This is a genomic window from Candidatus Poribacteria bacterium (genome assembly GCA_026702755.1).
In the GTDB taxonomy this organism is placed as follows: domain Bacteria; phylum Poribacteria; class WGA-4E; order WGA-4E; family WGA-3G; genus WGA-3G.
In genome coordinates, this window is sequence record JAPPBX010000115.1 from 1 (window position 1) to 24,383 (window position 24,383).

Annotated in this window: 27 protein-coding genes; 18 read left to right on the plus strand and 9 right to left on the minus strand. The window is 48.0% G+C overall.

Going from position 1 to position 24,383, the window contains the following annotated elements; all coding sequences use genetic code 11:
- Nucleotides 1–392: 392 nt before the first annotated feature.
- The 6 genes from OXH39_22665 to OXH39_22690 all read left to right on the plus strand — a co-directional run bounded on the left by OXH39_22665 (nt 393) and on the right by OXH39_22690 (nt 8,622).
- On the plus strand, nt 393–1,211 hold the full coding sequence (locus OXH39_22665; protein ID MCY3553274.1) for a hypothetical protein: 819 nt from the start codon (nt 393–395) through the stop codon (nt 1,209–1,211).
- A gap of 90 nt (nt 1,212–1,301) precedes the next feature.
- Nucleotides 1,302–2,117 (plus strand): hypothetical protein, encoded by an 816-nt coding sequence (locus tag OXH39_22670; GenBank protein MCY3553275.1) that lies wholly within the window; start codon nt 1,302–1,304, stop codon nt 2,115–2,117.
- A 222-nt stretch (nt 2,118–2,339) separates the two neighbouring features.
- Entirely contained in the window at nt 2,340–2,813 is a 474-nt protein-coding gene (locus OXH39_22675; GenBank protein MCY3553276.1) for a hypothetical protein, read from the plus strand.
- On the plus strand, nt 2,810–4,129 hold the full coding sequence (locus tag OXH39_22680) for a PQQ-like beta-propeller repeat protein (GenBank protein ID MCY3553277.1): 1,320 nt from the start codon (nt 2,810–2,812) through the stop codon (nt 4,127–4,129). The genes OXH39_22675 and OXH39_22680 overlap by 4 nt, the downstream gene beginning before the upstream one ends.
- A gap of 24 nt (nt 4,130–4,153) precedes the next feature.
- The gene (locus OXH39_22685; GenBank protein MCY3553278.1) at nt 4,154–7,147 is read left to right on the plus strand and encodes an insulinase family protein; all 2,994 of its coding nucleotides are present in this window, start codon (nt 4,154–4,156) and stop codon (nt 7,145–7,147) included.
- A gap of 152 nt (nt 7,148–7,299) precedes the next feature.
- Nucleotides 7,300–8,622, plus strand: a complete 1,323-nt coding sequence (locus OXH39_22690; protein ID MCY3553279.1) for a PQQ-binding-like beta-propeller repeat protein — start codon at nt 7,300–7,302, stop codon at nt 8,620–8,622.
- A gap of 133 nt (nt 8,623–8,755) precedes the next feature.
- Here OXH39_22690 and OXH39_22695 read toward each other — a convergent pair whose 3' ends face one another.
- Genes OXH39_22695 through OXH39_22710 form a run of 4 tightly spaced genes read right to left on the minus strand, consistent with a single transcriptional unit; the run spans nt 8,756 to nt 11,289 of the window.
- Nucleotides 8,756–9,502 carry an SDR family NAD(P)-dependent oxidoreductase gene (locus OXH39_22695; protein MCY3553280.1) on the minus strand — a complete coding sequence of 249 codons (747 nt, stop codon included), beginning with the start codon at nt 9,500–9,502 and terminating at the stop codon, nt 8,756–8,758.
- On the minus strand, nt 9,486–9,788 hold the full coding sequence (locus OXH39_22700) for a peroxidase (protein ID MCY3553281.1): 303 nt from the start codon (nt 9,786–9,788) through the stop codon (nt 9,486–9,488). The genes OXH39_22695 and OXH39_22700 overlap by 17 nt, the downstream gene beginning before the upstream one ends.
- Nucleotides 9,789–9,809: 21 nt before the next feature.
- On the minus strand, nt 9,810–10,058 hold the full coding sequence (locus tag OXH39_22705) for a peroxidase (GenBank protein MCY3553282.1): 249 nt from the start codon (nt 10,056–10,058) through the stop codon (nt 9,810–9,812).
- Nucleotide 10,059: 1 nt separating this feature from the next.
- Nucleotides 10,060–11,289 carry a hypothetical protein gene (locus OXH39_22710; GenBank protein ID MCY3553283.1) on the minus strand — a complete coding sequence of 410 codons (1,230 nt, stop codon included), beginning with the start codon at nt 11,287–11,289 and terminating at the stop codon, nt 10,060–10,062.
- Nucleotides 11,290–11,722: 433 nt separating this feature from the next.
- Here OXH39_22710 and OXH39_22715 point away from each other — a divergent pair, with 433 nt between their 5' ends.
- The 3 genes from OXH39_22715 to OXH39_22725 are packed head-to-tail and all read left to right on the plus strand — an operon-like array spanning nt 11,723 to nt 14,096.
- Nucleotides 11,723–12,010, plus strand: a complete 288-nt coding sequence (locus OXH39_22715; protein MCY3553284.1) for a 4a-hydroxytetrahydrobiopterin dehydratase — start codon at nt 11,723–11,725, stop codon at nt 12,008–12,010.
- 48 nt (nt 12,011–12,058) lie between these two features.
- Entirely contained in the window at nt 12,059–12,997 is a 939-nt protein-coding gene (locus tag OXH39_22720) for a D-2-hydroxyacid dehydrogenase (GenBank protein ID MCY3553285.1), read from the plus strand.
- Between the two features lie 25 nt (nt 12,998–13,022).
- Nucleotides 13,023–14,096 carry a Gfo/Idh/MocA family oxidoreductase gene (locus OXH39_22725; protein ID MCY3553286.1) on the plus strand — a complete coding sequence of 358 codons (1,074 nt, stop codon included), beginning with the start codon at nt 13,023–13,025 and terminating at the stop codon, nt 14,094–14,096.
- Nucleotides 14,097–14,200: 104 nt separating this feature from the next.
- On the opposite strand, the gene OXH39_22730 is transcribed toward OXH39_22725, so the two are convergent.
- A complete protein-coding gene (locus tag OXH39_22730) occupies nt 14,201–14,917 on the minus strand; it encodes a hypothetical protein (protein ID MCY3553287.1) in 717 nt (238 codons plus the stop codon).
- 169 nt (nt 14,918–15,086) lie between these two features.
- Here OXH39_22730 and OXH39_22735 point away from each other — a divergent pair, with 169 nt between their 5' ends.
- The 9 genes from OXH39_22735 to OXH39_22775 all read left to right on the plus strand — a co-directional run bounded on the left by OXH39_22735 (nt 15,087) and on the right by OXH39_22775 (nt 19,958).
- Nucleotides 15,087–15,389, plus strand: a complete 303-nt coding sequence (locus tag OXH39_22735; GenBank protein MCY3553288.1) for a hypothetical protein — start codon at nt 15,087–15,089, stop codon at nt 15,387–15,389.
- Between the two features lie 34 nt (nt 15,390–15,423).
- Nucleotides 15,424–15,642: a hypothetical protein gene (locus OXH39_22740; GenBank protein ID MCY3553289.1), complete on the plus strand. Its 219-nt coding sequence runs from the start codon at nt 15,424–15,426 to the stop codon at nt 15,640–15,642.
- A 43-nt stretch (nt 15,643–15,685) separates the two neighbouring features.
- Nucleotides 15,686–15,988: a hypothetical protein gene (locus tag OXH39_22745; protein MCY3553290.1), complete on the plus strand. Its 303-nt coding sequence runs from the start codon at nt 15,686–15,688 to the stop codon at nt 15,986–15,988.
- Between the two features lie 53 nt (nt 15,989–16,041).
- A complete protein-coding gene (locus tag OXH39_22750) occupies nt 16,042–16,344 on the plus strand; it encodes a hypothetical protein (GenBank protein ID MCY3553291.1) in 303 nt (100 codons plus the stop codon).
- A complete protein-coding gene (locus tag OXH39_22755; GenBank protein ID MCY3553292.1) occupies nt 16,298–16,585 on the plus strand; it encodes a hypothetical protein in 288 nt (95 codons plus the stop codon). The genes OXH39_22750 and OXH39_22755 overlap by 47 nt, the downstream gene beginning before the upstream one ends.
- A 41-nt stretch (nt 16,586–16,626) precedes the next feature.
- Nucleotides 16,627–17,619, plus strand: a complete 993-nt coding sequence (dusB, locus tag OXH39_22760) for a tRNA dihydrouridine synthase DusB (GenBank protein ID MCY3553293.1) — start codon at nt 16,627–16,629, stop codon at nt 17,617–17,619.
- Between the two features lie 95 nt (nt 17,620–17,714).
- Nucleotides 17,715–18,539, plus strand: a complete 825-nt coding sequence (dapF, locus tag OXH39_22765; protein MCY3553294.1) for a diaminopimelate epimerase — start codon at nt 17,715–17,717, stop codon at nt 18,537–18,539.
- A gap of 55 nt (nt 18,540–18,594) precedes the next feature.
- Nucleotides 18,595–19,470 (plus strand): 4-hydroxy-tetrahydrodipicolinate synthase, encoded by an 876-nt coding sequence (gene dapA / locus OXH39_22770; GenBank protein ID MCY3553295.1) that lies wholly within the window; start codon nt 18,595–18,597, stop codon nt 19,468–19,470.
- On the plus strand, nt 19,470–19,958 hold the full coding sequence (locus OXH39_22775; protein ID MCY3553296.1) for a hypothetical protein: 489 nt from the start codon (nt 19,470–19,472) through the stop codon (nt 19,956–19,958). Before dapA ends, OXH39_22775 begins: the two co-directional genes overlap by 1 nt.
- Before the next feature lie 43 nt (nt 19,959–20,001).
- Here the strand turns inward: OXH39_22775 and OXH39_22780 are convergent, their stop codons facing one another.
- The 4 genes from OXH39_22780 to OXH39_22795 form a co-directional block, all read right to left on the minus strand.
- Entirely contained in the window at nt 20,002–20,856 is an 855-nt protein-coding gene (locus OXH39_22780) for a formylglycine-generating enzyme family protein (GenBank protein MCY3553297.1), read from the minus strand.
- A gap of 4 nt (nt 20,857–20,860) precedes the next feature.
- Entirely contained in the window at nt 20,861–22,183 is a 1,323-nt protein-coding gene (locus tag OXH39_22785) for a neutral/alkaline non-lysosomal ceramidase N-terminal domain-containing protein (protein ID MCY3553298.1), read from the minus strand.
- Between the two features lie 91 nt (nt 22,184–22,274).
- Entirely contained in the window at nt 22,275–23,366 is a 1,092-nt protein-coding gene (locus OXH39_22790; GenBank protein ID MCY3553299.1) for a hypothetical protein, read from the minus strand.
- Nucleotides 23,367–23,421: 55 nt separating this feature from the next.
- Nucleotides 23,422–24,345 (minus strand): ABC transporter ATP-binding protein, encoded by a 924-nt coding sequence (locus OXH39_22795; protein MCY3553300.1) that lies wholly within the window; start codon nt 24,343–24,345, stop codon nt 23,422–23,424.
- Nucleotides 24,346–24,383 lie beyond the last annotated feature (38 nt).

Below are 24,383 nucleotides of genomic sequence, written 5' to 3' on the forward strand. Positions count from 1 at the left end.
CACGCTCTTAGGCAACGCCTTTAGTAATGTGACAATAACTTTGATAAATGTCAGTACAGTTTTCTTGCTGACGAGGTTTGAAATCTTAAAATCGCGTATCTTGTGGACCTAACTGTTGGAGTGTCTCCAAATCCTGCCACCATCTCGGAAAAACCTATACAAAAACGCGAACCTTTTTCGGAGAGATTTGACTAAACAAGTGGCAGTAAAGTGGAAGTGCCGCATGGGGAATTCACCTACGTTCCAGTTTCAAATTGAGTACAATACTCCAGTTAGAAGTGCGACGCTTTTGGATTTGACGGAAAATTACCTATGTGGGTGCTCCAATAATAGTAGTATATGTTTTCTCCAATAATAACGGAGTGGACACTTGAATAATAAGAGGAGATAAGATGCGCAAATTAATAGTCCTTGCGGCTGCTATAACAGCATATCTTGCTGCAATAGTGGTTTTGCCGAGTGTTGGTGTATCTGCACCAATGGGAAAGGTAGCAATTTTTACAGAGCAAGCCGGCTGGATGGGGCAACCTGCTGCAGCCAGAGAAGGTCTGGAAATGCAAAAAATGCTCAAAACCCCGACGGATGTTGTGATATTAACCGATAAACAGATTGGCGATTGGGCAGAAGATCACACGGATAATGGGGTCTCTGACATTATTGTCACATTCGGCTGGTTTCCGACAACCTTATACACCCCCGGTAACGCTGATCCTGACGGTTCCATCGCTGAAGAATTCCTTGAAGGCGGAAATGTTATCCTCAACACTGCGGATTATATTTTCTATGTCACGCAAGGCGGCGGTGCTAACGGAGAACAGGGTTTGAAGAACATGATGGACATCAACGCTGATATGTGGGCTGATGGCACAGCTATTAAACCCACTGCTGATGGGAAAAAGTATACCCCTACCCTCAAGGCGTTTACCTCAGCGCGAACGTTCAAGGAAGCACAGATTGACGATCCTTGGGAAGTTGAGGTGGTTTTCGGTGATAATGGTGCAGGGTTCTTGGATCCCGCGATTGTTCACGATACCGAAACTGATGGTCGCATCGGAATTGCCTACCAAGTACCAGGGGATGACAATCTCCCACGAGGTGAGCTCTTCACCGAAATGATCGATAATTACCTGTTTGAGGTGCTCGGGCCCCAATCGGTTGACCCGAATCAAAAAGTTACTACGACGTGGGGACATCTTAAGTCAAGATTCTAACCAAACGTCGTTGGAACTTCTATTAACACTTATCGTCCCGATAATATGCTTGGTATCATCGGGGCAAACTTAAAAAGAGAGGAAAAATTAATGATGCGCAACGTATTGACATTATTTTTAGTTTTGTTGATGGTTACATGCATTGTTTCAAGTTCGTCAGCTTTAGGTGATGTCGCTATCTTCAGCGAAAACACTGGATGGATTTCAAAAGACAATGCAGATATTCAGCGCGCAATCGTCTTTGATAACCTTCAAAACGCTGTTTCATCCGTTGGTGACGTTGTTTACAAAACTGACGAAGAAATCGGTCCTTGGGCAGAAGAACGTATCGATGATGGTAAGGCAGATATCCTTATCATTTTCGGTTGGTTCCCGACGACCCTTTATACCCCCGGAAATTCGCAGGTAGATGATTCCATTGCTGAACGTTTCCTCTACGGCGGAAATATCATTCTCAATTGTGCCGATTACATCTTCTATGTTACTGAAGGTGGTGGTGCGAATGGTGAAAACGGTCTGAAAACGATTATCAATATCAACGCCGATATGTGGGGCGACGGTACGCAGATTAAGCCTACAGCCGATGGCGAAAAGTATACGCCAACACTTGAAGCGTATACCTCCAATAGACCCTTCAAAAGTGCACAGATCGTTGATCCGTGGAGCGTTGAAGTCGCTTTCGGGGATAACGGTGCGGGGTTCTTTGATCCCGGTATTATCAAATTGAATGATAGTAGCGGACGCGTCGGTATCTGCATGCAAGAAGGAAATAATGGTGAATTGCCACGAGGACAGATACTTATTGAAATGATTGATTTCATTTCACAGCAAGCCGATGTGCTTACAGATGTTGAACCGGCAGGGAAAGCAGCTGTCATTTGGGGTAATATCAAAGTCACACGTTAGCCTCACAGTAAAACCGAAATTTTCCGCTCTTATGTCTCTGCCCTGAGGTGGAATATAAGAGCGGTTTCTATTTTGATGGATACTTACTTGCAGCACCCAGAGTTATTGGTGAATTATAGAAATAAGCAAACATTTACCGGTAGCTCCATAAATGCTTCTGTGGTGCCCTTGACAAGTTTCCCGTAAATTCGGTATAATAGATAGGCGTGGAAGGAGTGTGCTTTGAAACAGATTATCACACACGCAGACCCAGACCTTGATGCTATCGTCAGCGCATGGATCGCCCAAGATTTTCTCTTCCGAGAGAGTGAATCTGAGGTCTTGTTTGTGAGTCGCAAGGTTCCTGAAAAACTTATGCTGCATGCCGATTGTGTGGTAGATGTTGGGAACACATACTCGCCTGAAAATTACCGGTTCGATCACAAGCCTCCCGCATTTCAGAACAGAAACAGCACCTGCGCAACTCGGCTCATCTGGGAGTATCTGATTGACATCGGTGTTGATGTCGCGTATCTTGAACCTTTGGTACAGATAACATATCAAGGGGATACACACCGGAATTCAGAGGCACTCAAACAGAGCCGAATCGATGGACCGCATGCCGAATTAGTAAAACTAAAAATTGAACATAAAGAGACACCAGAGGTCTATCGACAGATGGTTCTCTGGCTGAGGAGTTATACAGAAAACTTATGAAGCAGCTTACATGTTTATTTGTTGCCCTATTTGCTATAACAGTCGTACAGGTGCAATTCGCAACTGCCGATGAATGGCACCAGTGGCGCGGTGAAAACCGAGAAGGTGTTTGGAACGAAACGGGTATCATTGAAAAATTTGAAGACGAAGAGATTCCGCTCCGTTGGCGTGTCTCTATCGGCAGTGGTTATAGCGGACCGAGTGTTGCTGATGGGCGCGTATACGTCACGGACAGACTCACAAAACCGAAACAGGTTGAGCGCGTTCACTGCTTCGATTGGGAAACAGGTGAATCACTTTGGTCTTATACTTACGATTGCGTCTATAAAATCGACTATACGGCAGGACCACGTGCAAATGTTACCGTTCATGATGGACTCGCTTATGCGTTAGGTGCGATGGGACATCTACACTGTTTCGATGCTACTACTGGTGAAGTCGTATGGAAAAGAGATCTCAATGCGGAATATGATATTCACATGCCGATCTGGGGCATCGCGTGTGCACCCATTGTTGAAGGTGGAAACCTGATCGTTCAAATCGGCGGGAAGCCAGATGCTTGTATCGTTGCCTTTGATCGGAAAACCGGCGAAGAGAAGTGGAAAGCATTGGACGATAACGCCTCCTATTCGGCACCGATTGTCATTACGCAAGCAGGCAAACGTGTCCTAATTTGTTGGACAGGTGCTAATATCGCCGCACTTGACCCACAAACAGGAAAAATCCACTGGCTTTATCCATTTCCACCGGAAAGTTTTGAGATCGCTATCGCGACTCCTATTTTCAATCAGAATGAATTGTTCGTCACAGAATTCCGTCAAGGGTCTCTGCTCCTGAAGCTGCCAACGGATAAGTTAGCAGTCGAACTCGGTTGGCACCGTAAGGGAAAAAACGAACAGAACACCGATGCGCTTCAGACGACTATGGCAACACCTGTCCGAATAGGCGATTACATTTATGGCGTGGATAGTTATGGCGAACTCCGCTGTCTTGACGCAGGAAACGGTGATCGGATTTGGGAAGACCTCACCGCTGTACGGAAAGCACGCTGGAGCAATATCCATTTCGTCAGTCATCCAGCAGCATCGGATAATAGGGTATGGATGTTCAACGAACATGGTGAACTTCTCATCACGGAACTTTCTCCCGAAGGACTTAACATTATCAGTCGCGCCAAATTAATCGAACCGACGCGCGACCAATTGAACCGAAGAGGCGGCGTTACATGGGCACATCCGGCGTTTGCCTATAAGCACGTCTTTGCACGAAACGACAATGAACTCGTTTGTGCAAACTTAGCAAAAAACGAAAAATAAAACTGAACCACGGAGGTTAAAGTATTGGACACGACTCGGACACCAGAGGTAAACTTACGCCCTGGCGAACAACTTCACGGCTTTGAGGTAAAATCCGTCACACCGATTCATGAATTGCGATCGGTAAACATTGAGTTAACACATCAGCATAGCGGGGCACGCCTGTTACATCTCTATACAAACGACACGGAAAATCTTTTCTCTATTAATTTCCCAACCCCGCCATCGGATGATACCGGTGTACCGCATATCCTTGAGCACGCGGTTTTGGCAGGCTCACACAAATTTCCGGTTAAAGAACCCTTTTTTGAGATGATTAAGATGAGCATGGCGACATTTATTAACGCCATGACGAGTGCTGATTTTACCTGCTATCCGGTATCAAGCAACGTCAAAAAAGATCTCTTCAACTTAGCGGAAGTCTACTTTGACGCGGTCTTCCATCCCTTATTGACGGAGAACACCTTCAAGCGCGAAGGACATCACCTCGCTCCCGTTGATCCAGAGGATCCGACCGGCGATTTAAAGATAACAGGTATCGTCTATAACGAGATGAAAGGTGCATTCTCAGATCCCGAGGCTCGTTTATACCGATCAATGATTTGTCAACTGCTTCCCGATACTCTTTACGCTTGGGAATCGGGTGGTGATCCAGATGCCATCCCGGATTTGACTTATGAGCAGCTCAAAGGGTTCCATGAAACCTATTATCATCCGAGCAACGGTTATTTTGTCCTTTACGGTGACATTCCAACGAGCGATTATCTTGCGTTCCTCGCTGATAAGTTGGATAGGATCCCCCAAAACGCTGCAAGTGCTGCCCTGCGCCCCTTGCGACCGGAAGTCACGCACCAACCGAAGTGGGACGCGCCACGACTTGTAACGGATACCTACCCTGTTGGGGCGGATGAACCGCTTACAGAAAAGACGTATCTCATGCTCAGTTGGATCATCGGAGATGCAACCAACCCAGAAGAGGTTGTCTTGGGTCGAATCTTGAGTCTCATTCTGCTTGGCAACGAAGCGGCACCTCTCCGTAAGGCGATTATTGATTCCAAGCTCGGTGCTGACATCGTGTTTTCTGGTGCAAGCTCTATTGGACCCGCAGCCACTTTTTACATCGCACTCAAGGGGAGTGAAGCGGATCGCGTTGAAGCGTTTACGCAGCTGGTCAATGACACCCTAACACAGATTGCGGATTCAGAGATTGATAGCGAAAAAGTGGAAGCAGCCTTTCAACAAGCAACCTATCATTATCAAGAAGTCGCGTCAATGTTCCCGCTTCGCATGCTCTACCGCGTCATCGAAGGCTGGATATATGAAAAAGATCCTGACACCTTCCTGAAGATGGGAGAAAGCCTCACTGATGTCCGTGAGCAGTGGCTGGAAAATCCATCAATTTTCAACCAATTGATCCGGGAAAGGTTTATTGAGAACCCGCATCGCCTGACGAATGTACTCTCTCCCGATGGTGACATGCAGTCAAAAACGGACGCTGAACTCGTTGAACGGATGAAGGAAACGCGGTCACAGTTGACTGATGAAGAAGTCCAGCGAATTGCCGCCGATGCTGCTGAACTTGAACGTCTTAATGGCGTCCCGAATTCACCGGAAGCACTCGCGAATCTGCCACAACTCCAAGTCAGCGATCTCCCTGAAAAACCGAAACATATTCCCACAACGGTTGAAAATATCGGTGAACAGGTCCTGCTCCGCAGCGATGTTTTTGCCAACGGTGTCAACTATCTTGTGCTAAACTTCGATTTGCAAGGGTTGCCAGAGCATCTCTGGACGTATCTACCCAGATATACCGATGCTATTAGCAAACTCGGTGCCGCTGATATGAATTACGAAGAAATGGCACAACGAACATCAGCGGTCACCGGTGGGATTGGATGCTCACCCGGGTTTTCTACATACGCGCTTGACCCGAATCGTTTCATGCAGAGCATGTCCTTTCACCTGAAAGCACTTGATGGTAAAATGGATGCCGCGTTGGATGTCCTGCACGATCTACTTTTCGCTGTGAATCCACGCGACACGGAACGTCTTAGAGATGTGATGGTCCAGGCTGTTGCGGAATACCAGACAGAAATGATCCACGACGGCTCAAGTACCGCAATTCATCATGCTTCGCGCGGACTCTCATCGAACGCGCATCTCGCTGAGATCATCTATGGTCTGCCACAACTCCGCAATAGCGAAACCCTCCTTAACAATTTTGACGAACTTAACACCGACCTTATGGGTCATATAGAAGGGATTCGCGATTTCCTGTTAGCACGTGGACGGGTGACCATCAGCTTCACCGGTTCCGATCCGGCTTTTGACACAACGCGAACCAAGCTTGGTGAATGGCTTGACGCGATGCGGGACGAACCCGTTACCTCAGAGCCAATTGCGTTCCCGCAGTTTGAGACACCACCGAGAGAGGGATTAGCCGGTCCCATTCAGATTGCGCACTGCGCGCACGTAATGCCGGCACCGCACTACTCCCATCCGGATTCGACGCTGCTGACAATTGGCGCACATCTCATTCGACTGGATTACATACTGAGTGAAATCCGCTTTAAGGGCAACGCCTATGGTGCGCGGTTTAGTTATAGTCCTTATGAAGCAGTTCTCTGTCAATCCTCGTTTCGCGATCCACACGTCGCACGCACGATCAATGTCTTTGAGGAAACCGTTGACTATGTTAAACAGGTAGAATGGACACAGACAGACATAGACCGCGCGATTATCGCTACGGCAAAAGATGGTGAGAGACCGATTCGTCCAAGTTCCGCAGCAAGAGAGGCACTGAGTCACCATCTCGTTGGTCAGACGCGCGAGATGCGAGAGGAACGCTACGCACAACTCCGACGTGCCACCCCTACTGAGGTGAAACGTGCATTGCTCCAACTCTTGGAGGAAAACGGAGATAAAGCCGCGGTGTGTGCCGTTTCAAGTCGTGAGAAACTGGAAGCCGCGAACAATGAATTGGCGCAACCTCTCGTCATTGAAGATATTTTAAGTTAAACCTATGTTTACTTATATACACCTACCTTTACAGGGACTGAACTTACGCAGCCCTCTTTGCTGGCGAGGTTTAAAACCTCGCCAGCAGTGAGCGGGCCTTAAAATTTACCAAAAACTTGCGTAAGTCCTAAGTAAAATGAAAGGAGTGAAAGATGAAAAGAATTGCAATTTTGACGATTTGTATCTTTGCTTTAGCAGCGGTTGTGGTGTTTGCCTCACAGCCGGTCGGTTTTGAGAAAAACTGGCATCATTGGCGCGGACCGCATGCTACGGGTGCCGCTGTCGATGCTAACCCTCCGACGACATGGAGTGAAACCGAAAACATCCGTTGGAAAATCGCTATCCCCGGGACCGGACATGCTGCACCAATTATCTGGGAGGACAAAATCTTCATCCAGACGGCTATTGAGGTTAAGGCAAACGAGTCTGAGGGGGATGATAATCCATTCGGCGGCTTCTTCGGAGGAAATAAGGAGCCACTGTATAAATTTGACCTTCTCGCCATCAATCGGAGCGATGGAAGTATTCTTTGGCAGAAGACGCTTCGAGAAATACAACCGCATGAAGGAACGCACGGGGATGCCACTTACGCTTCAAACTCGCCGGTCACCGACGGTGAGCACATCTACGCCTATTTCGGTTCACGCGGACTCTACTGCGTGGATATGATGGGCAATGTGAAGTGGGAAAAAGACATCGGTACAATGTATAAGAGGAACACATTCGGTGAAGGAAGTTCGCCTGTCCTTCATGGAAACACACTTGTTATCCAGCAAGACCACGAAGGTGATTCCTTTATTACCGCGCTTGACAAGCGGACAGGGGATGTACTCTGGAAGACCGATCGCGATGAAAGAACGACTTGGTCTTCGCCTGTTGTTGTAGAACATGATGGAAAAGCACAAGTAATTACGACAGGTACGAATCGTGTTCGTAGTTACGATTTGGAGACCGGAAAACTGTTATGGGATGGCGACGGCTTGACTGCTAACAGTATTCCTTCACCTGTTGCTGCTGAAGGGTTTGTTTATCTTATGAGCGGTTTCCGAGGTAGTGAATTGCAGGCAGTTTACCTTGCTAAGGCAAGTGGTGATATTACCGATTCTGGCGCAATTGCCTGGGAATATAATCGGGATACGCCGTATGTACCATCACCACTCCTCTATAAGGATGCAATCTATTTCTTAAAGGAGAACAGAGCCATCCTCACCGCCTTCGATATCAAAACGGGGGAAGCACACTATGGACCTAAGCGGTTACAGGGCGTTTCCGGTGTCTATGCGTCCATTGTTGGAGCAGGGGATCGCGTCTATATCGCTGGACGGAACGGTGTCGTCAACGTTATCCAGCACGGTCCTGAATTTAGCATCATAGCGGAAAACACCCTGGACGATAGTTTCAACGCATCGCCCGCGATTGTCGGTTCAGAGTTATATCTCCGTGGCGGTCAGTATCTCTACTGTATTGCGGAGTAAGTCGTTATCAGTTTTAACCATCAACTCGTCTACAGATACTTTTACGAAGGCGCGAGTTGATGGTTAAAGTTGTCAGTTACAAGAGAACTTTGTTAAACGAAAACCTCTTAACTGACAACTGACAGCCAATTATCTAATACGTTGCTCTTCCGCCACTGACATCGTAGCACTGCCCTGTCACAAAACTTGCTTCATCTGACGCTAAGAAATTCACTACAGCAGCGACTTCCTCCGGTTTCCCAACGCGTCCCAACGGAATCTTACCCACCATATAATCAATGGTTGATTGTGCCATACCTTCCAATATCGGTGTTTCAATGACCGCTGGAGACACTGCATTCACGCGGATATTATAGTCCGTTACCTCCTTAGCGAGTGCCTTCGTTAAGCAGATGACCCCCGCCTTAGATACGGAATATGGGATGAGCGTCGGATTACCCTCCTTGCCAGCAATCGAGGCGATGTTCACAATCCTGCCGTAGTCCTGCGCGATCATGGGAGCAATCACGGCTTTACAACAGAGAAAAACACCTGTCAGATTCACACCTATCACGCTGTCCCAATCCGCCTCTTCTAAGTCCGTCAATGGAAGTGTGCGTCCTGCAATCCCGGCATTGTTGACGAGAATGTCAACACGACCAAAGGTGGAAATAACTTTTTCGACAGCAGCATTGACATCTGAAGAAACCGAAACATCTGCCTGAACGGGCAGTGCTTTGCGTCCAGTAGATTCAATCTCCTGTGCGACCGCTTCGGCTGCCTCCATGTTTAAATCCATGATAGCGACATTCGCGCCTGCGTTCGCGAGTCTGATGGCAATCGCTTTACCAATACCTTGTCCCGCGCCTGTCACAATCGCAATTTTATCCGTTAGATTCATCAAAATCCCTCCTGAGTTCCAAAAAATCGTCCAATTCAACGCCGAACGCATCCGCTATCCGATTGATGTAGCTGAAAAAGCCAACGACTTCCACAATAGCGAAGAGTGCTTCGTCAGTGAGTCCATAGCTGCGGAGGTGTTCAAGGTCTGCTGGCGTAACAGTAGCTGCTGCTTTTGTTACTTTACCAGCAAATTCAAGGATCGCTTTTGTAGTCTCGTCAATATCGGCCTTGTGAAAATCCGTTACAATCTGTGCAATTTGTGCATCTGTGAATTGTGCCCGCAACTCATCCGCGTGTGCGATTATTCAGTAGTGGCATTCGTTCACTTTCGAGACGACAGTTGCAATCATTTCACGTTGCATTCGGCTCAGCGGAGAGTCCTCGTCAAACATTATCGCTATGTAAAGTTCAATAAAAGGACGCATGCTTTTTGGTCGGACACTGAGAAGTTTGACGATATTGTAAACTTGTCCTGCCCGTGCAATTGCAGCGTCATATTCCTCTTTCACGATACCGGTTGCTTCGGCTTCATCTACAGTGCGAATCCATGCCATTTTACTCTCCAATCACGACACCGTATTCACCTACGACCGCGCCTTTGTGCCCCGTTTGGTAGTGTAGGTGTCTTTCACCGACAATCGGTTGTGTGCTTTGCACTTCAACGGTCCCACGGACTTTTCCCATGGCACCTTCATCCATATCCGAACAGTGGAACGGCTTGATTTGGCGGTGCACCTGCCGACGAATCTCACCTTGCCGATTGCGGACGATGACGTTGACCAAGGCATCTGCTTCTCCGACGTTAAGGAATCGGAACCAGTCCCATGCACCACCCGCAATTTCAGGGAAAAAGAGTCGGATTCCGACCTGTCCCCCCTCGACCGATGCTCCGGGGAGGTCGACAATGGCTGTTCCGCTGTGCATGTGTCGTTCGGCGACAACCGGCTGATCGCTACGGACCTCTACGGAGGAATTTACATTAATGTCGTCTATAGGTGGTGTCCAACACTGAAAAGGTCTCAGTCCATCCATTCTTTTTGTCCATGTGGCTTGCGCGTTGTCATCTTTACGTGCGATCATCGTCACTTCCGCTTCTTCTGTTCCAACGTTGACGATCACGACCCAATCTTGCCATGCGGGTCCGACCTCTGGGAAAAAGAGTGTACGGGGCGCATCTGAAATCACTTGTCCGAACTGCCCGACACATGTCTTTCCTCCTTGATAGTGGAGATGGCGTTCACCGACAATGGGTTGTGAACTTTGCATCTCTACGGTGCCGGTAACGTTCCCCATAACCCCTTCGTTGAGATCCCAACAACAGAGAGGGTCGATAACGTGGTGTCGCTGCCTGAGTACATCGCCATTTCTGTTTCGGACAGTTATGTTGACGTGCGCATCCGCTTCACCGACGTTTAGAACCCGAAACCAATCGTGGGCACCAGAAACTAATTCTGGGAAGAAAAGTCGTTGTCCGACTGTTTCATACTCTTCAGCTGCCCCGACAAAATCAAGGACATTCGTACCTTGGTGCATGTGCCGTTCTGCCACAATCGGTTCGTCCGCAGTGAACTGCATAGAGGAGTTCTCTTTAATCTCCTCAACGTTTGGTATCCAAGACTGGAAGGAGCTTACTGTTTTTTCAGCGGACCAGGTCGGTTGTCCGTTCCGAGCATGTCTCGCTATCGCAGTTATACGGGTATCTTCAGTACCCACGTTCGTAACTTGGACCCAATCTTGCCATTGGGGTCCTACTTCTGGAAAATAAAGGGTCGTTGCTCCTGGCATTGGTGCCTCCTATTTAAATTTAAAGCCTTTTTTATTACGATACATACTCGCAACGTGTGATTACGAGAAATTAAGAACGTCATGATGAAGAGCACTGTTACTATTTTAACTTGCATTTATTTATATTTTCCACTACAATTTCAGACGCATTCAGTTTTCAGTCGTCAGTCGTCAGTAATCGCGATTAGAAACGGCTTCCACAAGGGAGCGGCACCATAAATGCCCTTAGTTTGCACTTATAGTAAAACCTACAATTAATTGACCTTGCAGAAGGGCGAGGATACAATCCTCGCCAGCGGTGGTGAGGTGTTTTGTGTTTTCCAAAGTGCCTCTTATTTTCGGGTTCTACTATAACATTGGGAAAATTGTTTGCTTTACAGAAATTTTACGCCTACATATCGCTAAATGACTTTCATAATTTGAGGAGAAGACAATGGCAGCGAAAAAACTTTCAGATGCTGAGGTTCAGGAAAACCTTGAACAACTCAACGGTTGGACAGTGGAGAACGGTAAGTTACATAAAGAATACCAGTTTGATACCTTTGTTACAGCGTTCGGTTTTATGACACAACTCGCCTTAATCGCGGAATCCATGAATCATCACCCTGAATGGTTCAACGTCTATAACCGTGTGACAATTGATTTGATGACGCACGATGCAGATGGCATCAGTGAATTGGATTTTCAATGGGCAAAGCACGCCGATTCAATTAGCGGTTAATCCGGTTACCTATAGATGGGAATGACACAACCCGCATTGGAGAGACGTATGAGGGTCTTAATTGGAAGTCGACAGGCACCAGAGATTGAGGAGATGTTGTCGGATGTCCCACCGGGTGTTGAGGTACACTTTTTACCACACGGTGAATCCTTACGTGAACACATCGCTGATGTTGAGATTTTGTTTGGACACCTTGGTGAAGATGCAATACTGGAAGCGACTGCGCTGCGTTGGGTGCACCAACCACATGCCGGTGTTGAAGGATTTATGTATCCTGCTTTCAAGGCGAGTGATATTATACTCACCAACTGTCGTGGCTTGTACGGTACGCAGATCGCAGAACACGCTTTTGCCTTACTTTTGTCCATCACTCGGCGGATTCCGGCCCAATTGGAATTCATGAAGACGAAGCATTGGGAGCGCGTTCCGTGTGTTGAACTGGCGGGTATGACAATGGGTATCCTCGGATTGGGTGGCATCGGGCGGGCGATTGCAGTACGTGCACAGGCGTTTGAATTTAATATCATCGCTGCTGATGTAGAACCGATTGACAAACCTGATACCGTGTCAGAACTCTTCGGTTTAGATGAATTGATGGCGTTTCTTGCGAAGTCGAACATCCTCATGGTATGTTGCCCAAGCACGCCTGAAACACATAAACTCTTATCGCACGCACAGTTCAATCAGATGCCTGATGATAGTTACGTTGTGAATGTCAGTCGTGGCAAGGTTATTGACGAAGAGGCATTGGTCGAGGCACTTCAGAGTGCGAAATTAGCCGGTGCTGGGTTAGATGTAACGTATACAGAACCGTGTCCACCGGAAAACCCTCTGTGGGAACAGGAGAACGTAATCTTAACTTCACACAGCGCGGGGTCTTCGCAGCACATTCGGAGACGCGCTATGCAACTCTTTATTGATAATTTACATCGTTACGTGGAAGGTGAGCCTTTAGTCAACGTCGTTGACAAACAGAAGGGATACTAAATCACAACTCAGAAATGGAGAGAAAATGAGTCAGAAAACATATCGCGCCGCTGCGATTGGGCATACCGGTGCTGGCAACTTCGGACATGGACTCCATACCCCATATAAAGATATAGAGAACGTCGAATTCATCGCTGTCTCTGATCCAGATGAGGCTGGCAGGGAGAAGGCGGCGGCAGAAGCGAGTGCTTCGCGCAGCTACGCTGATTATCGGGATATGCTTGAGAAAGAGGATCTTGACATTGTAAGTGTCTGTCCGCGCTGGACATCGGAACATGTCGATATGGTAACCGCTTGTCTTGAGGCGGGATGCAGCGTCTATTCCGAGAAACCGATGACGAGTACACTCGCGGACGGTGATAAGATCGTTGAGACCGCGAAAGCAAACGGTTTAAAGGTTGCTGTGGCGCATCAAGCGGTCTACCTCCCCGCAACGCATACCATCAAACAGATGCTTGACGAAGGGAAGATTGGCACGATCCAAGCCATCTACGCCAGCGGCAAGCAGGATCACCGCGGTGGCGGTGAGGATATGATTGTCCTTGGCACCCACACGTTCAATATGATGCGTTTCTTCGTCGGTGATGTCGCATGGATGCAGTCGCATGTCACAACAAACGGCAAAGAGATTGCATACGGTGATGACCATAAACCGACAGAACCTGTGGGAGCCGTCGCGGGTGATTGCATCAACAGTTACTTTGCTTTCAAAAGCGGTGTTTCCGGCTTCTTCGAGTCCCGGAGAGATCAGGCTGGTTCAGGCAGATACGGTATGGAGATCGTCGGTAGTGAAGGTATTTTCTCGCTTCGCGGTGATGTCGCGAATCGGCTGATGGTCTACCCGTATCCGGTGCTGGTGCCTGCAAATCCAGAGCAGCAGTGGGAGGCAATGGATTTAGACCAAACGCCTTTCTCTCAAGGGAATGAGCTGGCTATCCGAGACCTTATTGATGCTATTGAAAACGACCGGAAACCGATTTCTGCAGCTGAAGACGCTGTCGCTGCATTAGAGATGATTCTCGGTGCTTACGAATCTCAATTGTCTGGCGGACGTGTCCCGTTCCCGATTGCGAACCGTGAGCATCCCTTAAGCAGATAACCTCATAACCTTCTGCTGGCGGGGTTTCTAACCCCGCCATTCTGTGAGTTCCTTAATTCAAAACTGATATATGCAGAGCGAGGCCTCCGTGCCTCGCCATTTTTTTATGCAGGTATCGTCTTCCGAACACCATTTTCATAGCGGACCTGATAATCGGTATCCGGGACATCCATCGCACGGACAGCAAGTTCGCCGAATGTAATCAGCGGTTCAGAGAGTAGTAGCAGTTCATCAAGCGATTCGGTCGGTGTTTTGTTCGTTGTGTCCAGCACAATTTTGCGTCCACTCTGGGTAAACAGCGATTTGTCAATCTCCTCTTGAAACAAGCGATTCAGTTCCGGAATATCGGCTTCCTTGATGATCTGGTATTCGTGTGGATCTGTTTTCATCCGTTCCTTAATCGCCGCGTCGCTGGCGGTGACGTGGATCATCACGACATCTGGCAATCGTGCTTCGATAACCTGCGTTTCATAGCCGCGCTGCGCATTGATATGATATTTCGAGTAATACGTGCTTTCCGGGTCATCTCCATAGAAAGACGAGTAAACGAGTTCCTCAATGTGCCATCCGGCGATGAGTGTGTTCGGATAGTTTTTTATCACCTCAACGTGGTATTGAAGCTGCATCCGCTGCATTCGTTCCTTTACATCCTCTGGGAAATGGATGTACGCTGCTCTTGATTCAGGACTCAGCGTTGAATCGGGGATCGTAAAGTGATCATCTACGTGAACTCTCAATTTCCGATGTTGGTAATAGTCTGTCATTAGGTTTACTAATGTCGATTTTCCAGCATATTCGATACCCACAAAAATACATCTCATAAAAAAACCTCGCTATTGAATTGGTGTAAATGAACAGTGCTTTACCACAGTCTGTCCTTATATCTATCACGAAACAGGAAAAGTGTCAAGCGTCAAATCGTCTTGACATTCACACAATGAGCGGGTATAATAACTTTACCGTAAACAGATTGAACATAAGGAGACATACATGGAAAAAATTCAGACCTTCAAAATCCAAAATCCGGAGTACGGAGACACCTATACTGCTCACATCGAAAAAAATGGGGCGGGGTGGTTAGGACAGATACAAGAAGTTCCCGAAATAAAATGCGAGGAAAGTACGCCAGACGCACTATTGAAAGTCCTCAAAAACGAACTTCACGAGGTCCTAATAGCTCGGGCAGACGCTTGGGATAAGCAGATTGAGGAGGACATAAAAGCCGGAAGACTGGATCGACTTGGTGAAAAAGCCCTTGAGGATTTGCGAGCAGGTAGGTGCAAAGATCTATAAAACTAACGCTGAGTTTTGGAAAAACTATCAGGACTTGCCACGAGAGGTTCAACGACTTGCAGACGAAAAGTTTGAACTGCTGAAACGAGATCCAAGACATCCATCCCTCAATCTCAAAAAAGTTGGCGTGTACTGGGTAGCAAAAGTCAGCATTAACTACCGAACGCTGGCACGCGAAGAAAATGGCATCCTCGTCTGGTTCTGGATCGGGAAACATGACGAATACATGCGACAGATCCGATCCGCCTTTTAATGAGTCATGAGATTGAGATTTTATTCGACCCAAGGAGGCACAAATGGAAAAAATTCAGACCGTTGAAATCTACGATGCGGAATACGAAACAACCTATACTGCCCAGATTCAAAAAAACGGCAGTAGCTGGATAGGATGGATACAAGAATACCCCAAGGTGAAATGTGAGGAAGGTACACAAGCAGCATTGCTGAAGACCCTTGAAAACACACTTTATGAAACTTTAGAAGCCGACTGGGAAGCGTGGGATAAGCAGATCGAGGAGGACATAAAAACCGGAAGGTTTGATCGACTTTACAAGGAAACACTTGAGGATTTGCGGGCAGGTAGGTGCAAAGATCTATAATTCGATTCGACCTATAATATCTTTTCAAGAAAATTGAACCCAAGGAGACAAACATGGAAAAAATTCAGACCTTCAAAATCCAATATCAAGACTACCTTGAAACCTATACTGCCCACATTCAAAAAAATGGCAGTAAATGGATAGGATGGATACAGGAAGTTCCTGAGCTGAAGCGAGAAAAAGACACGCAAGAGGAATTGCTGAAAACTCTTAAAACCGAACTTCATGAAACTCTGGCAGATGAATGGGAGGCCTGGTGTGAGCAATTTGAAGAAGACGTGAAAGCCGGTCGATTAGACCGACTTTTCGATGAAGCCCTTGAGGATTTACGGGCAGGTAGGTGCAAAGATTTATAGGACCACTCATAGGTTTTGGACATACTATGAAAATCTGCCGCGAGAGGTTCAGCGACTTGCCGACAAAGGTTTTGAGCTGCTGAAGCAAGATCCAAGGCATCCTGCCCTGCACTTAAAGAAAGTAGGCACGCGTTGGTCTGCTCGTATTAATAAGGACTATCGCGCTTTAGCACGTGAAGAAGATGGCACTCTCGTCTGGTTTTGGATCGGCAAACATGACGAATACATGCGACGTATCTAATAATTAAATCTTTTACGAAATCACCTCACAAATAATACACCATGTTAACAATCGGCAATCTCAATATCCCAGACTTCCCACTATTGCTCGCACCGATGGAAGATGTGAGCGATCCGCCTTTCCGCGCCGTCTGCAAGGAAAATGGTGCGGATCTCATGTACACCGAATTCATCTCCTCCGAAGCACTTATTCGTGACGCGGCACCGAGTGTTGCCAAATTGGACATTTTTGAAGCCGAAAGACCCATCGGCATCCAAATCTTTGGGCACGACATTGATTCCATGCGCGCCTCTGTCGAGATTACCGAAAAGGTCCAACCTGACATCATCGACATTAACTATGGGTGTCCTGTCAAGAAGGTTACATGCAAAGGGGCAGGTGCCGGTATCCTACAAGACATACCGAAGATGGTGAAAATGACTGCCGAAATGGTCAAAGCCACGCAGTTGCCCGTCACCGTCAAAACTCGTCTCGGCTGGGACGATAAAACGAAATACATCGTTGAGGTTGCCGAACGGCTACAGGATGTCGGTATACAGGCAATCGCTATTCACGGCAGAACCCGCCGACAGATGTATAAAGGAGATGCCGATTGGACGCTCATCGGTAGGATTAAAGATAACCCGCGTATGACGATCCCTGTCTTCGGCAACGGTGATGTCGATAGTCCACAGAAAGCGGCAGAGATGCGGCAGCAATACGGTGTTGACGGTATCATGGTCGGACGCGCTGCGATCGGTTACCCGTGGATTTTCGACGAGATAAAACACTATTTCGCAACAGGTGAATTGCTCCCACCGCCTTCCATAGATGAACGCATCAAGGTTTTTAGAAAACACCTCGACTTTTCCATTAAATGGAAAGGATTAAAACTCGGTCTCGTTGAGATGCGGCGGCACTATAGCAACTATTTTAAGGGCATCCCACACGTCAAACCCTTTCGCTATCGTCTTGTTACATGTGATAGTTACGACGGTGTTTTAGGCATTGTATCGGAACTCCGGACGCATGCGCTAATGTTAGGGTTCTCATAGGAATAGGATTCCGGGAGCCTGAAAAAACACTTGACTTGAAAACCACATAATATTATCATAAACTAAAACTATACCTTTGCAGTAAAGGACCTGGAATGGAAAAAATACCCTTTATGAAACTCAGCGGTGCGGGTAACGATTTTGTCATCATTAATAATCTGGCGGAAATTGTTGATAGCACCGATACAGATTTTGTGCAAAAACTCTGCCAACGCCGTATGTCGGTTGGAGCTGATGGTGTTCTGCTCGTCGAAAAAGCGGACGATGTCGATTTTCGCATGCGCTACTTCAACGCTGATGGTGGTGAAGTAGAGACCTGTGGAAACGGCGCACGCTGTATCTCTAAGTTCGCCTATCTGAATGGAATCGCGTCTGAAAAAATGCGGTTTCTGACGAACGCTGGAATTTATGAATCCGAGATAGTGGGTACGAGCGTTAAAGTCCGTATGAGTGATCCCACGGACATTCGACTCAATGTCCCACTCCAATTAGACGATGGGATGCATACCGTTGGGTTCGCGAACAGCGGTGTACCGCACGTTGTTTTCTTTGTAGAGGACTTGGAAGGAACGGATGTATTTGACTTAGGACAACAGACACGCTATCATGACGATTTCAAACCCAATGGCACTAATGCGAATTTTATCCGTGTTCAGTCATCGGGATTAATTGACATCCGGACGTATGAACGTGGCGTTGAAGATGAGACGCTCGCTTGTGGCACAGGTTCAATCGCTTCCGCTATTGTCGCTGCGACATTAGGAAAAGTTGTATCTCCTGTTGCCGTCAAAACAGCGAGTGGCGTGGTTCTTAAAATCCATTTTGACGTAGAAAACGGAGAAGCTCAAAACGTCTACCTCGAAGGCGATGCTCGCGTTATCTACGTCGGTGAACTCACAACAGACGCATGGGATTATTAAAAATAGCAGGAAAACCCACACCGTTGGGTTTCCGTAGCCAGCAAGGAGGGTTTACATGTTTCAAGGCTCTTATGTTGCACTCGTCACACCATTTAAGGACGATGAATCGCTTGACGAATCGAAACTCAAGGAACTGATTCAATTTCAGCTTGACGGCGGCACACACGGCATCGTTCCGTGTGGCACAACAGGTGAATCTCCTGCGCTGTCTGAGTCTGAACACGATAGGGTGATAGAACTCACCGTCGAAACTGTGAGTGGGCAGGTGCCTGTTATCGCTGGCACGGGTTCCAACTCGACGACACGCACCTTGCGTGCGACAGAGCACGCGAAAGCCGCCGGTGCGGATGCTGCCCTGATTGTCACCCCCTATTACAACAAACCGACCCAAGAGGGGTTATATGCCCACTACATGAAAATCGCCGACACGGTGGACATCCCGATCGTTGTCTACAATGTCCCTGGACGATGCGGGACTGACATCCTTTCACCTACGATCGCAAGGCTTGCGGAGCACCCGAATATCGTCGCTCTCAAGGAAGCGACTGGCGAACTGAAACGCGCCAGCGAAGTCGTCAACTTATGCCCCGATGACTTTGTCGTGCTTTCCGGTGATGATGTCAACACCCTACCAATCATGGCTGTTGGTGGTAAGGGTGTTATTTCAGTTGTGGCGAACATCGCACCGGCAGATGTTGCGGAGATGTGTAATGCTTTCCATGCGGGGAATCTTGAACTCGCCCAAAAACTTCACTATAAAACGTTGCCGCTGGCGGTTGATCTCTTTATTGAGACGAACCCGATCCCTGCGAAAACCGCGCTCCAGTTGATGGGCAAACTCAACGGGAAACTGCGATTGCCGCTCGCACCAATGGTGTCTGCGAACCTTGAGTCCTTGCGGAATACGCTTTCGGAAACGGGTTTGATTTAGTGAAAAAAGTGGAAGGTGCGATGTTCCAATCGCGCCTTCTTTTTTCAATTAGGGGCATCAAAATGTCTGACGGTTCCATGGAACAAGTCCAAAATCGTGCGAACTCTGACCTGCGTCGTCAATTTCGCTCTTTTCGTGGTTTTATAAAGAAACCTAAAAAGGCTTGGTCTGCCCCTACCTTAAAGTGGTTTTCACTCTACAGCATTGGGATTTTGGCGGGCATGTGGGCTTTTATTCTTGACTGGACTAAACTGGAGCCATGGATCGGGATAGCCATAACTGTAGGAATATCAGTGATTATAGTTGTGTCTATCCTGTTTATAGAAAATGATCGTGCAGCCAGCGAAGGATGGTCCCGAATCCATCGCTATGTGAATGCCCTTATATTTACTGTGGGTACAATCGTTGTCGGATTTGCAGGTTGGATTGGCGGTACAGCAATGCATAGGCAGGTAGAACCACTCGCAAGCAAATTCATATCGCCGTGAACTATCTTATGCACTAAACATTCAACCGCGTCTACAAACAGTTTTAAGGGGCGATATCCTTCACGCAGCGAAACCCGTTATTGATATATGCGGCTGATGGGCTGCTCTCATTTCGGAAAGCCACACGCAGAAAATCCGGTGGTGTCCACCAAGAACCGCCGCGCGTCACACGCGCAGATGTAATCGTCTTGAAATTAGATAAAACATCTTCCAAACTCCCATCAGCAAACGGATTCTGACGCGGGGAATTCGCATAAAAATCAGCATCCCACGCGTCAAGACACCACTCACGCACATTGCCACCCATATCATACAATCCATATCCATTTGGTGGGAAGTTTCCAACTGGTGCGGAATGTGCATAACCATCATCAACGTCCAGATTTGCCCATTCAAGATGCCCTGCGAGCATATCGGCGAAGTTACACTGTGTTCCGTCCGGCGGCGTGGCACCCCACGGATACTTCTTACCTGCTAAACCGCCGCGGGCAGCTTTTTCCCATTCTGCCTCAGTCGGTAACCGTTTACCCGCCCATGTCGCGTAAGCCATGGCATCATACCAATTCACACCAACAACAGGATGCCAATCCGTTGGTGAAAGATTCAAAACCTGATTCCCTAAAGGTGTATACCCGGTGGCTCGGACAAATTCGTTATACTGACCGACAGTCACCTCGAATATGTCCATATAGAACGCATCCAAGTAGACGGTATGTACGGGCAGCTCGTCGCTATCTCCCTCAGAGTCGGTGCTGCCCATCTGAAATTCGCCTGCAGGAATAAGTACCATCCCTTCTGGAACACTTGGTGATTGGGCGACTGTCGTTCTCATGAGATGATCTCCTTCGGGCATCAACACCATCAGGAGCATCACAAGTACCGTAAATACTGTTTTCATAAGATCATCCCCTTGAGAAATTCTCTGGCAACAGCCGATGCACTGTGTCAATCACCAACTGCTCAACGCCGGTGGCGAATCGAGTTGGTGGACCGAAATAGAGCATCGCACCACCACCCTCATAGCCGCCCTCGGCTAACACGCGTTCCGATGGGATATAGCACGGAAACGCATTTGCGTATGCCCCTACCCACAACTTTTCGGCATCTAACTCGTTCTTCAGACGCAGTGAATAATCAACAACGACTTCACTGGCAAGGAAAACAACACCGAGTTCATCGCCGAAACTCCACGCTTGTACGGGATAAGAGAGTTCCGTTTGTATCGACTGTCCTTTCTGTAAGCGTTCGAGGTGTTTTTGTGCATGATAGGCATCGTGACCGCCTGCTGCTACACGTGCCTCCCATTCTTCACGGGTCGGCAGTGTATCAAACGGCAGATTCACTCGTTCAAACGCACCCCTTGGGACTTTAGAGAGTGGATTGGCATCCCTTTTCAGCATCCGTTGGACTTCCTCTGAAAGTGCTTCTCCGTGTGCTTTTGCATACGCGAGGCGAGTACTAAAGACTTCTTCTTCCCCATCTGGCATCGGCATCATTCGTGATTCGGGGTTTGCATCGGCACCACATCCGATTGTGATTAAGGCAGTTACGCCCGGAAGTGCGTCTTGGATCGCATCTTGTGCGTATCCTGCCCAGTCGCCGCAGATATGATTGTCCGTTCCAGCCAATGTTGTACAGTGGCAAGCGTAACTTGCCCACACAGCGCGCAGTGTGCCGTCTAAATCCCTGACTTGCATACACGGCAGTGAGTGATCCACCGGTCCACCCTCGGTTCGCCGATTTTTGGCGAATCCGAGTTCTCCAATACCCCATGTCAACCGTGATGGCTCGCGATTTGCGAGTGCTTCCAGTGCGACGGCTTCCATCCAGTCGGTAAGTTGCTGGGTGTATTTATCAATCGTTTCCTGTTGTTCCGGCGGTATATCCGAACTAAATAGAAACGGCGCGGCGTTTGTTAGACAGGGCGCGCTATGCGTGTGCGTAAAACATGCTGCAAAGTGGGCGCGGGAAATCCCTGTTTTCTGCTTGATTCGGCGCGATACCTCTTCGGTGAGTTCATCCGGTAAACCGCAATTTTCAACCGTCACTAAAACAACCGGTTCATCTGTATCATTACCGATAGCAAGTGCCTTCGACCATATCGGCTGGATAATACCGTCGGATTCTGTGCGGCGACTCCCATAACCACTGAGCCGAATCGGATAGTCTGGCGTAATATCTACTTCTGCAACGCCAACCTGAATAACGCTATTTTTATCTGTCATACCGAGTTACCTCCGCGATAGACCTTACTGCCTACATGCCGCTGGCGAGGTTTTAAACCTCGCCAGCGAGGGTGTGAAAATTCTATTTGAGTTAGAATCGTAGGGTGAATGCGAATAGATGTTTGTTTGAATCATAGGCACCATTTTCTATGTTTGTCGTGTATTCCAAATATGTGGTGCCAAGCCTCAGAGCGACACCGAGAGAGGAATAGAACTCTGAATGTGCTCGTCCTATACCAACTCGGAGTGCCACAGTCTTTGGAACTGCTCCTGTCCACGTTTTGTGTAATTCACCACCAATAGCGAAACTAATTCCGTTCTGTCCTGTGTCTCGCCAGAGGTCTGTCGCCACTGTAACCCATCGCAGAGGTTCATAGGCGACACCGATGCCGAATCGGAATGGAAGCGGTTCCACCAAGTCTGCGCGCAGGATGTTTTCAAAAAGGATCCCGATCTGCAGCGGTGGGTTTGTCTGCGCTGCGTTGAGCCAAACCTCTCTTTGAAAACCAATATCCAGTTCCAACCGGTTGACTGTCCTCTCAAGCGTTGGCTGTCGTTCATGGACGATCTCCCGAACCCGATCGCCGAATTGCAATTCATCAATGATTGCCTCAATCAGTTCTTCGGGCATCTCTACGTCTACTTCAGGTCCATGGCGTGCTGCCAAATTTAAGGTCGAAATCGTTGTGCCTCGGTCTACGGCTTGCCGTACCCATTTCAGGCGCGCACCTGCTGTAGATTTTCCAAACTCGCGACTGAAGCCTGCTATCCAACTGCCTTCTTGGAGCAGATTGTAATCTGTGAATAGATCCGTTGTAGCGGTAAACTGACGCGAGTTTCGGTTATATTCGGCATGCGTTCTGTCAAACGTGAAGTTCGCAAAATTCGTGGATCTCGCGATATAGCCGACACTCATACCCCATTTACTGAACGCTGACGAATAATAGAACGCTGGTGAGACGTTGATATTGGCTTCAGCGGCGAATTGCGTCGTTCCGTGTTTCGGTAACTCCGTCCAGTGGATGTTCCCAGCAGCAATGCCGAGCGCGAGATTATGGTGTTTAACAGATACCAGCGCGGCTGGATTCCCAAATATACCCGCATCATCTGTCAGCAGTGCGATACGGGTGCCGCCCATTCCCGCAATGCGGAGCATCTCGTTTGCGGTGCTGGATGATGGCATAATCGCGGCTAAGATACAAAATACCCAAAAAGTCGTGAGGAGCTGACATCTCGTTCTATTGTGAATCCACACTCATCACCTCAGCGAAAATGTCCTCCAGCGAATGTTTCACCTCACGCAACTGACGGAGCTGGACCCGGGTCTCGTAAGCGAGTTTGAAGAAGAATTTTGTATCCGTTTGTGCCTGATTGTCGGACGTAACTCGGAGGCGTTTATCCGGATGTAGTTCAACCTGATAATTGTGTCGTTCTAACGCAGCGATGTAAGACTCGCTGTCCCCGACAATCTTCAGATCAAACAACTGTCCTTTGTTCTCTTTGAGTGCTTCTATGTGTCCTTGAATAGCAAGGCTTCCGTGTGAGAGGGCAATAATCTCTTCGCATGCAAACTCTACATCTGGAAGTAGATGCGAAGACAAGATCACATTGATGCCCTTATCCGTTGCAATGTCTTTGACGAGTTCCAACATCTCCTCTCTACCGCTGGTGTCCATCCCGTTTGTTGGTTCGTCAAGAAGTAGTAACTCTGGATCGTGCGCCAGTGCCTGTGCTAACTTCACGCGTTGTTTCATGCCAACTGAGTAGCCGTCTATGGACCGATAACGCTCTTCATCCAAACCGACATAATAGAGCACTTCATGTGCGCGTTGTAGTGCATCGCGCTTCGGCATTCCACAGAGTTCGCCTGCGTAAGAGACAAGCTGAACGGCGTTCATCCCCTGAATTAAACATTCATCTTCCGGCATGTATCCGATCTGTTTCCGAATCTCTAATGGATCTGTTTGCACATCCAGCCCGAACACAGCGGCTGTACCTTGATTCGGCTGGACGAATCCGAGGAGCGTTTTTAGTAAGGTGCTTTTTCCCGCACCATTAGGTCCCAGTAAACCGACAGCACCGCCTTGAACTTCTAATGAGAGGTTATCCAGGGCAGTCGTTGTACCAAAAGAGAGTGAGACGTTTTTTATTTCAATAAGCATTTTTTAACTATGGTAGATTTTAGAGTTAATTAGACGTT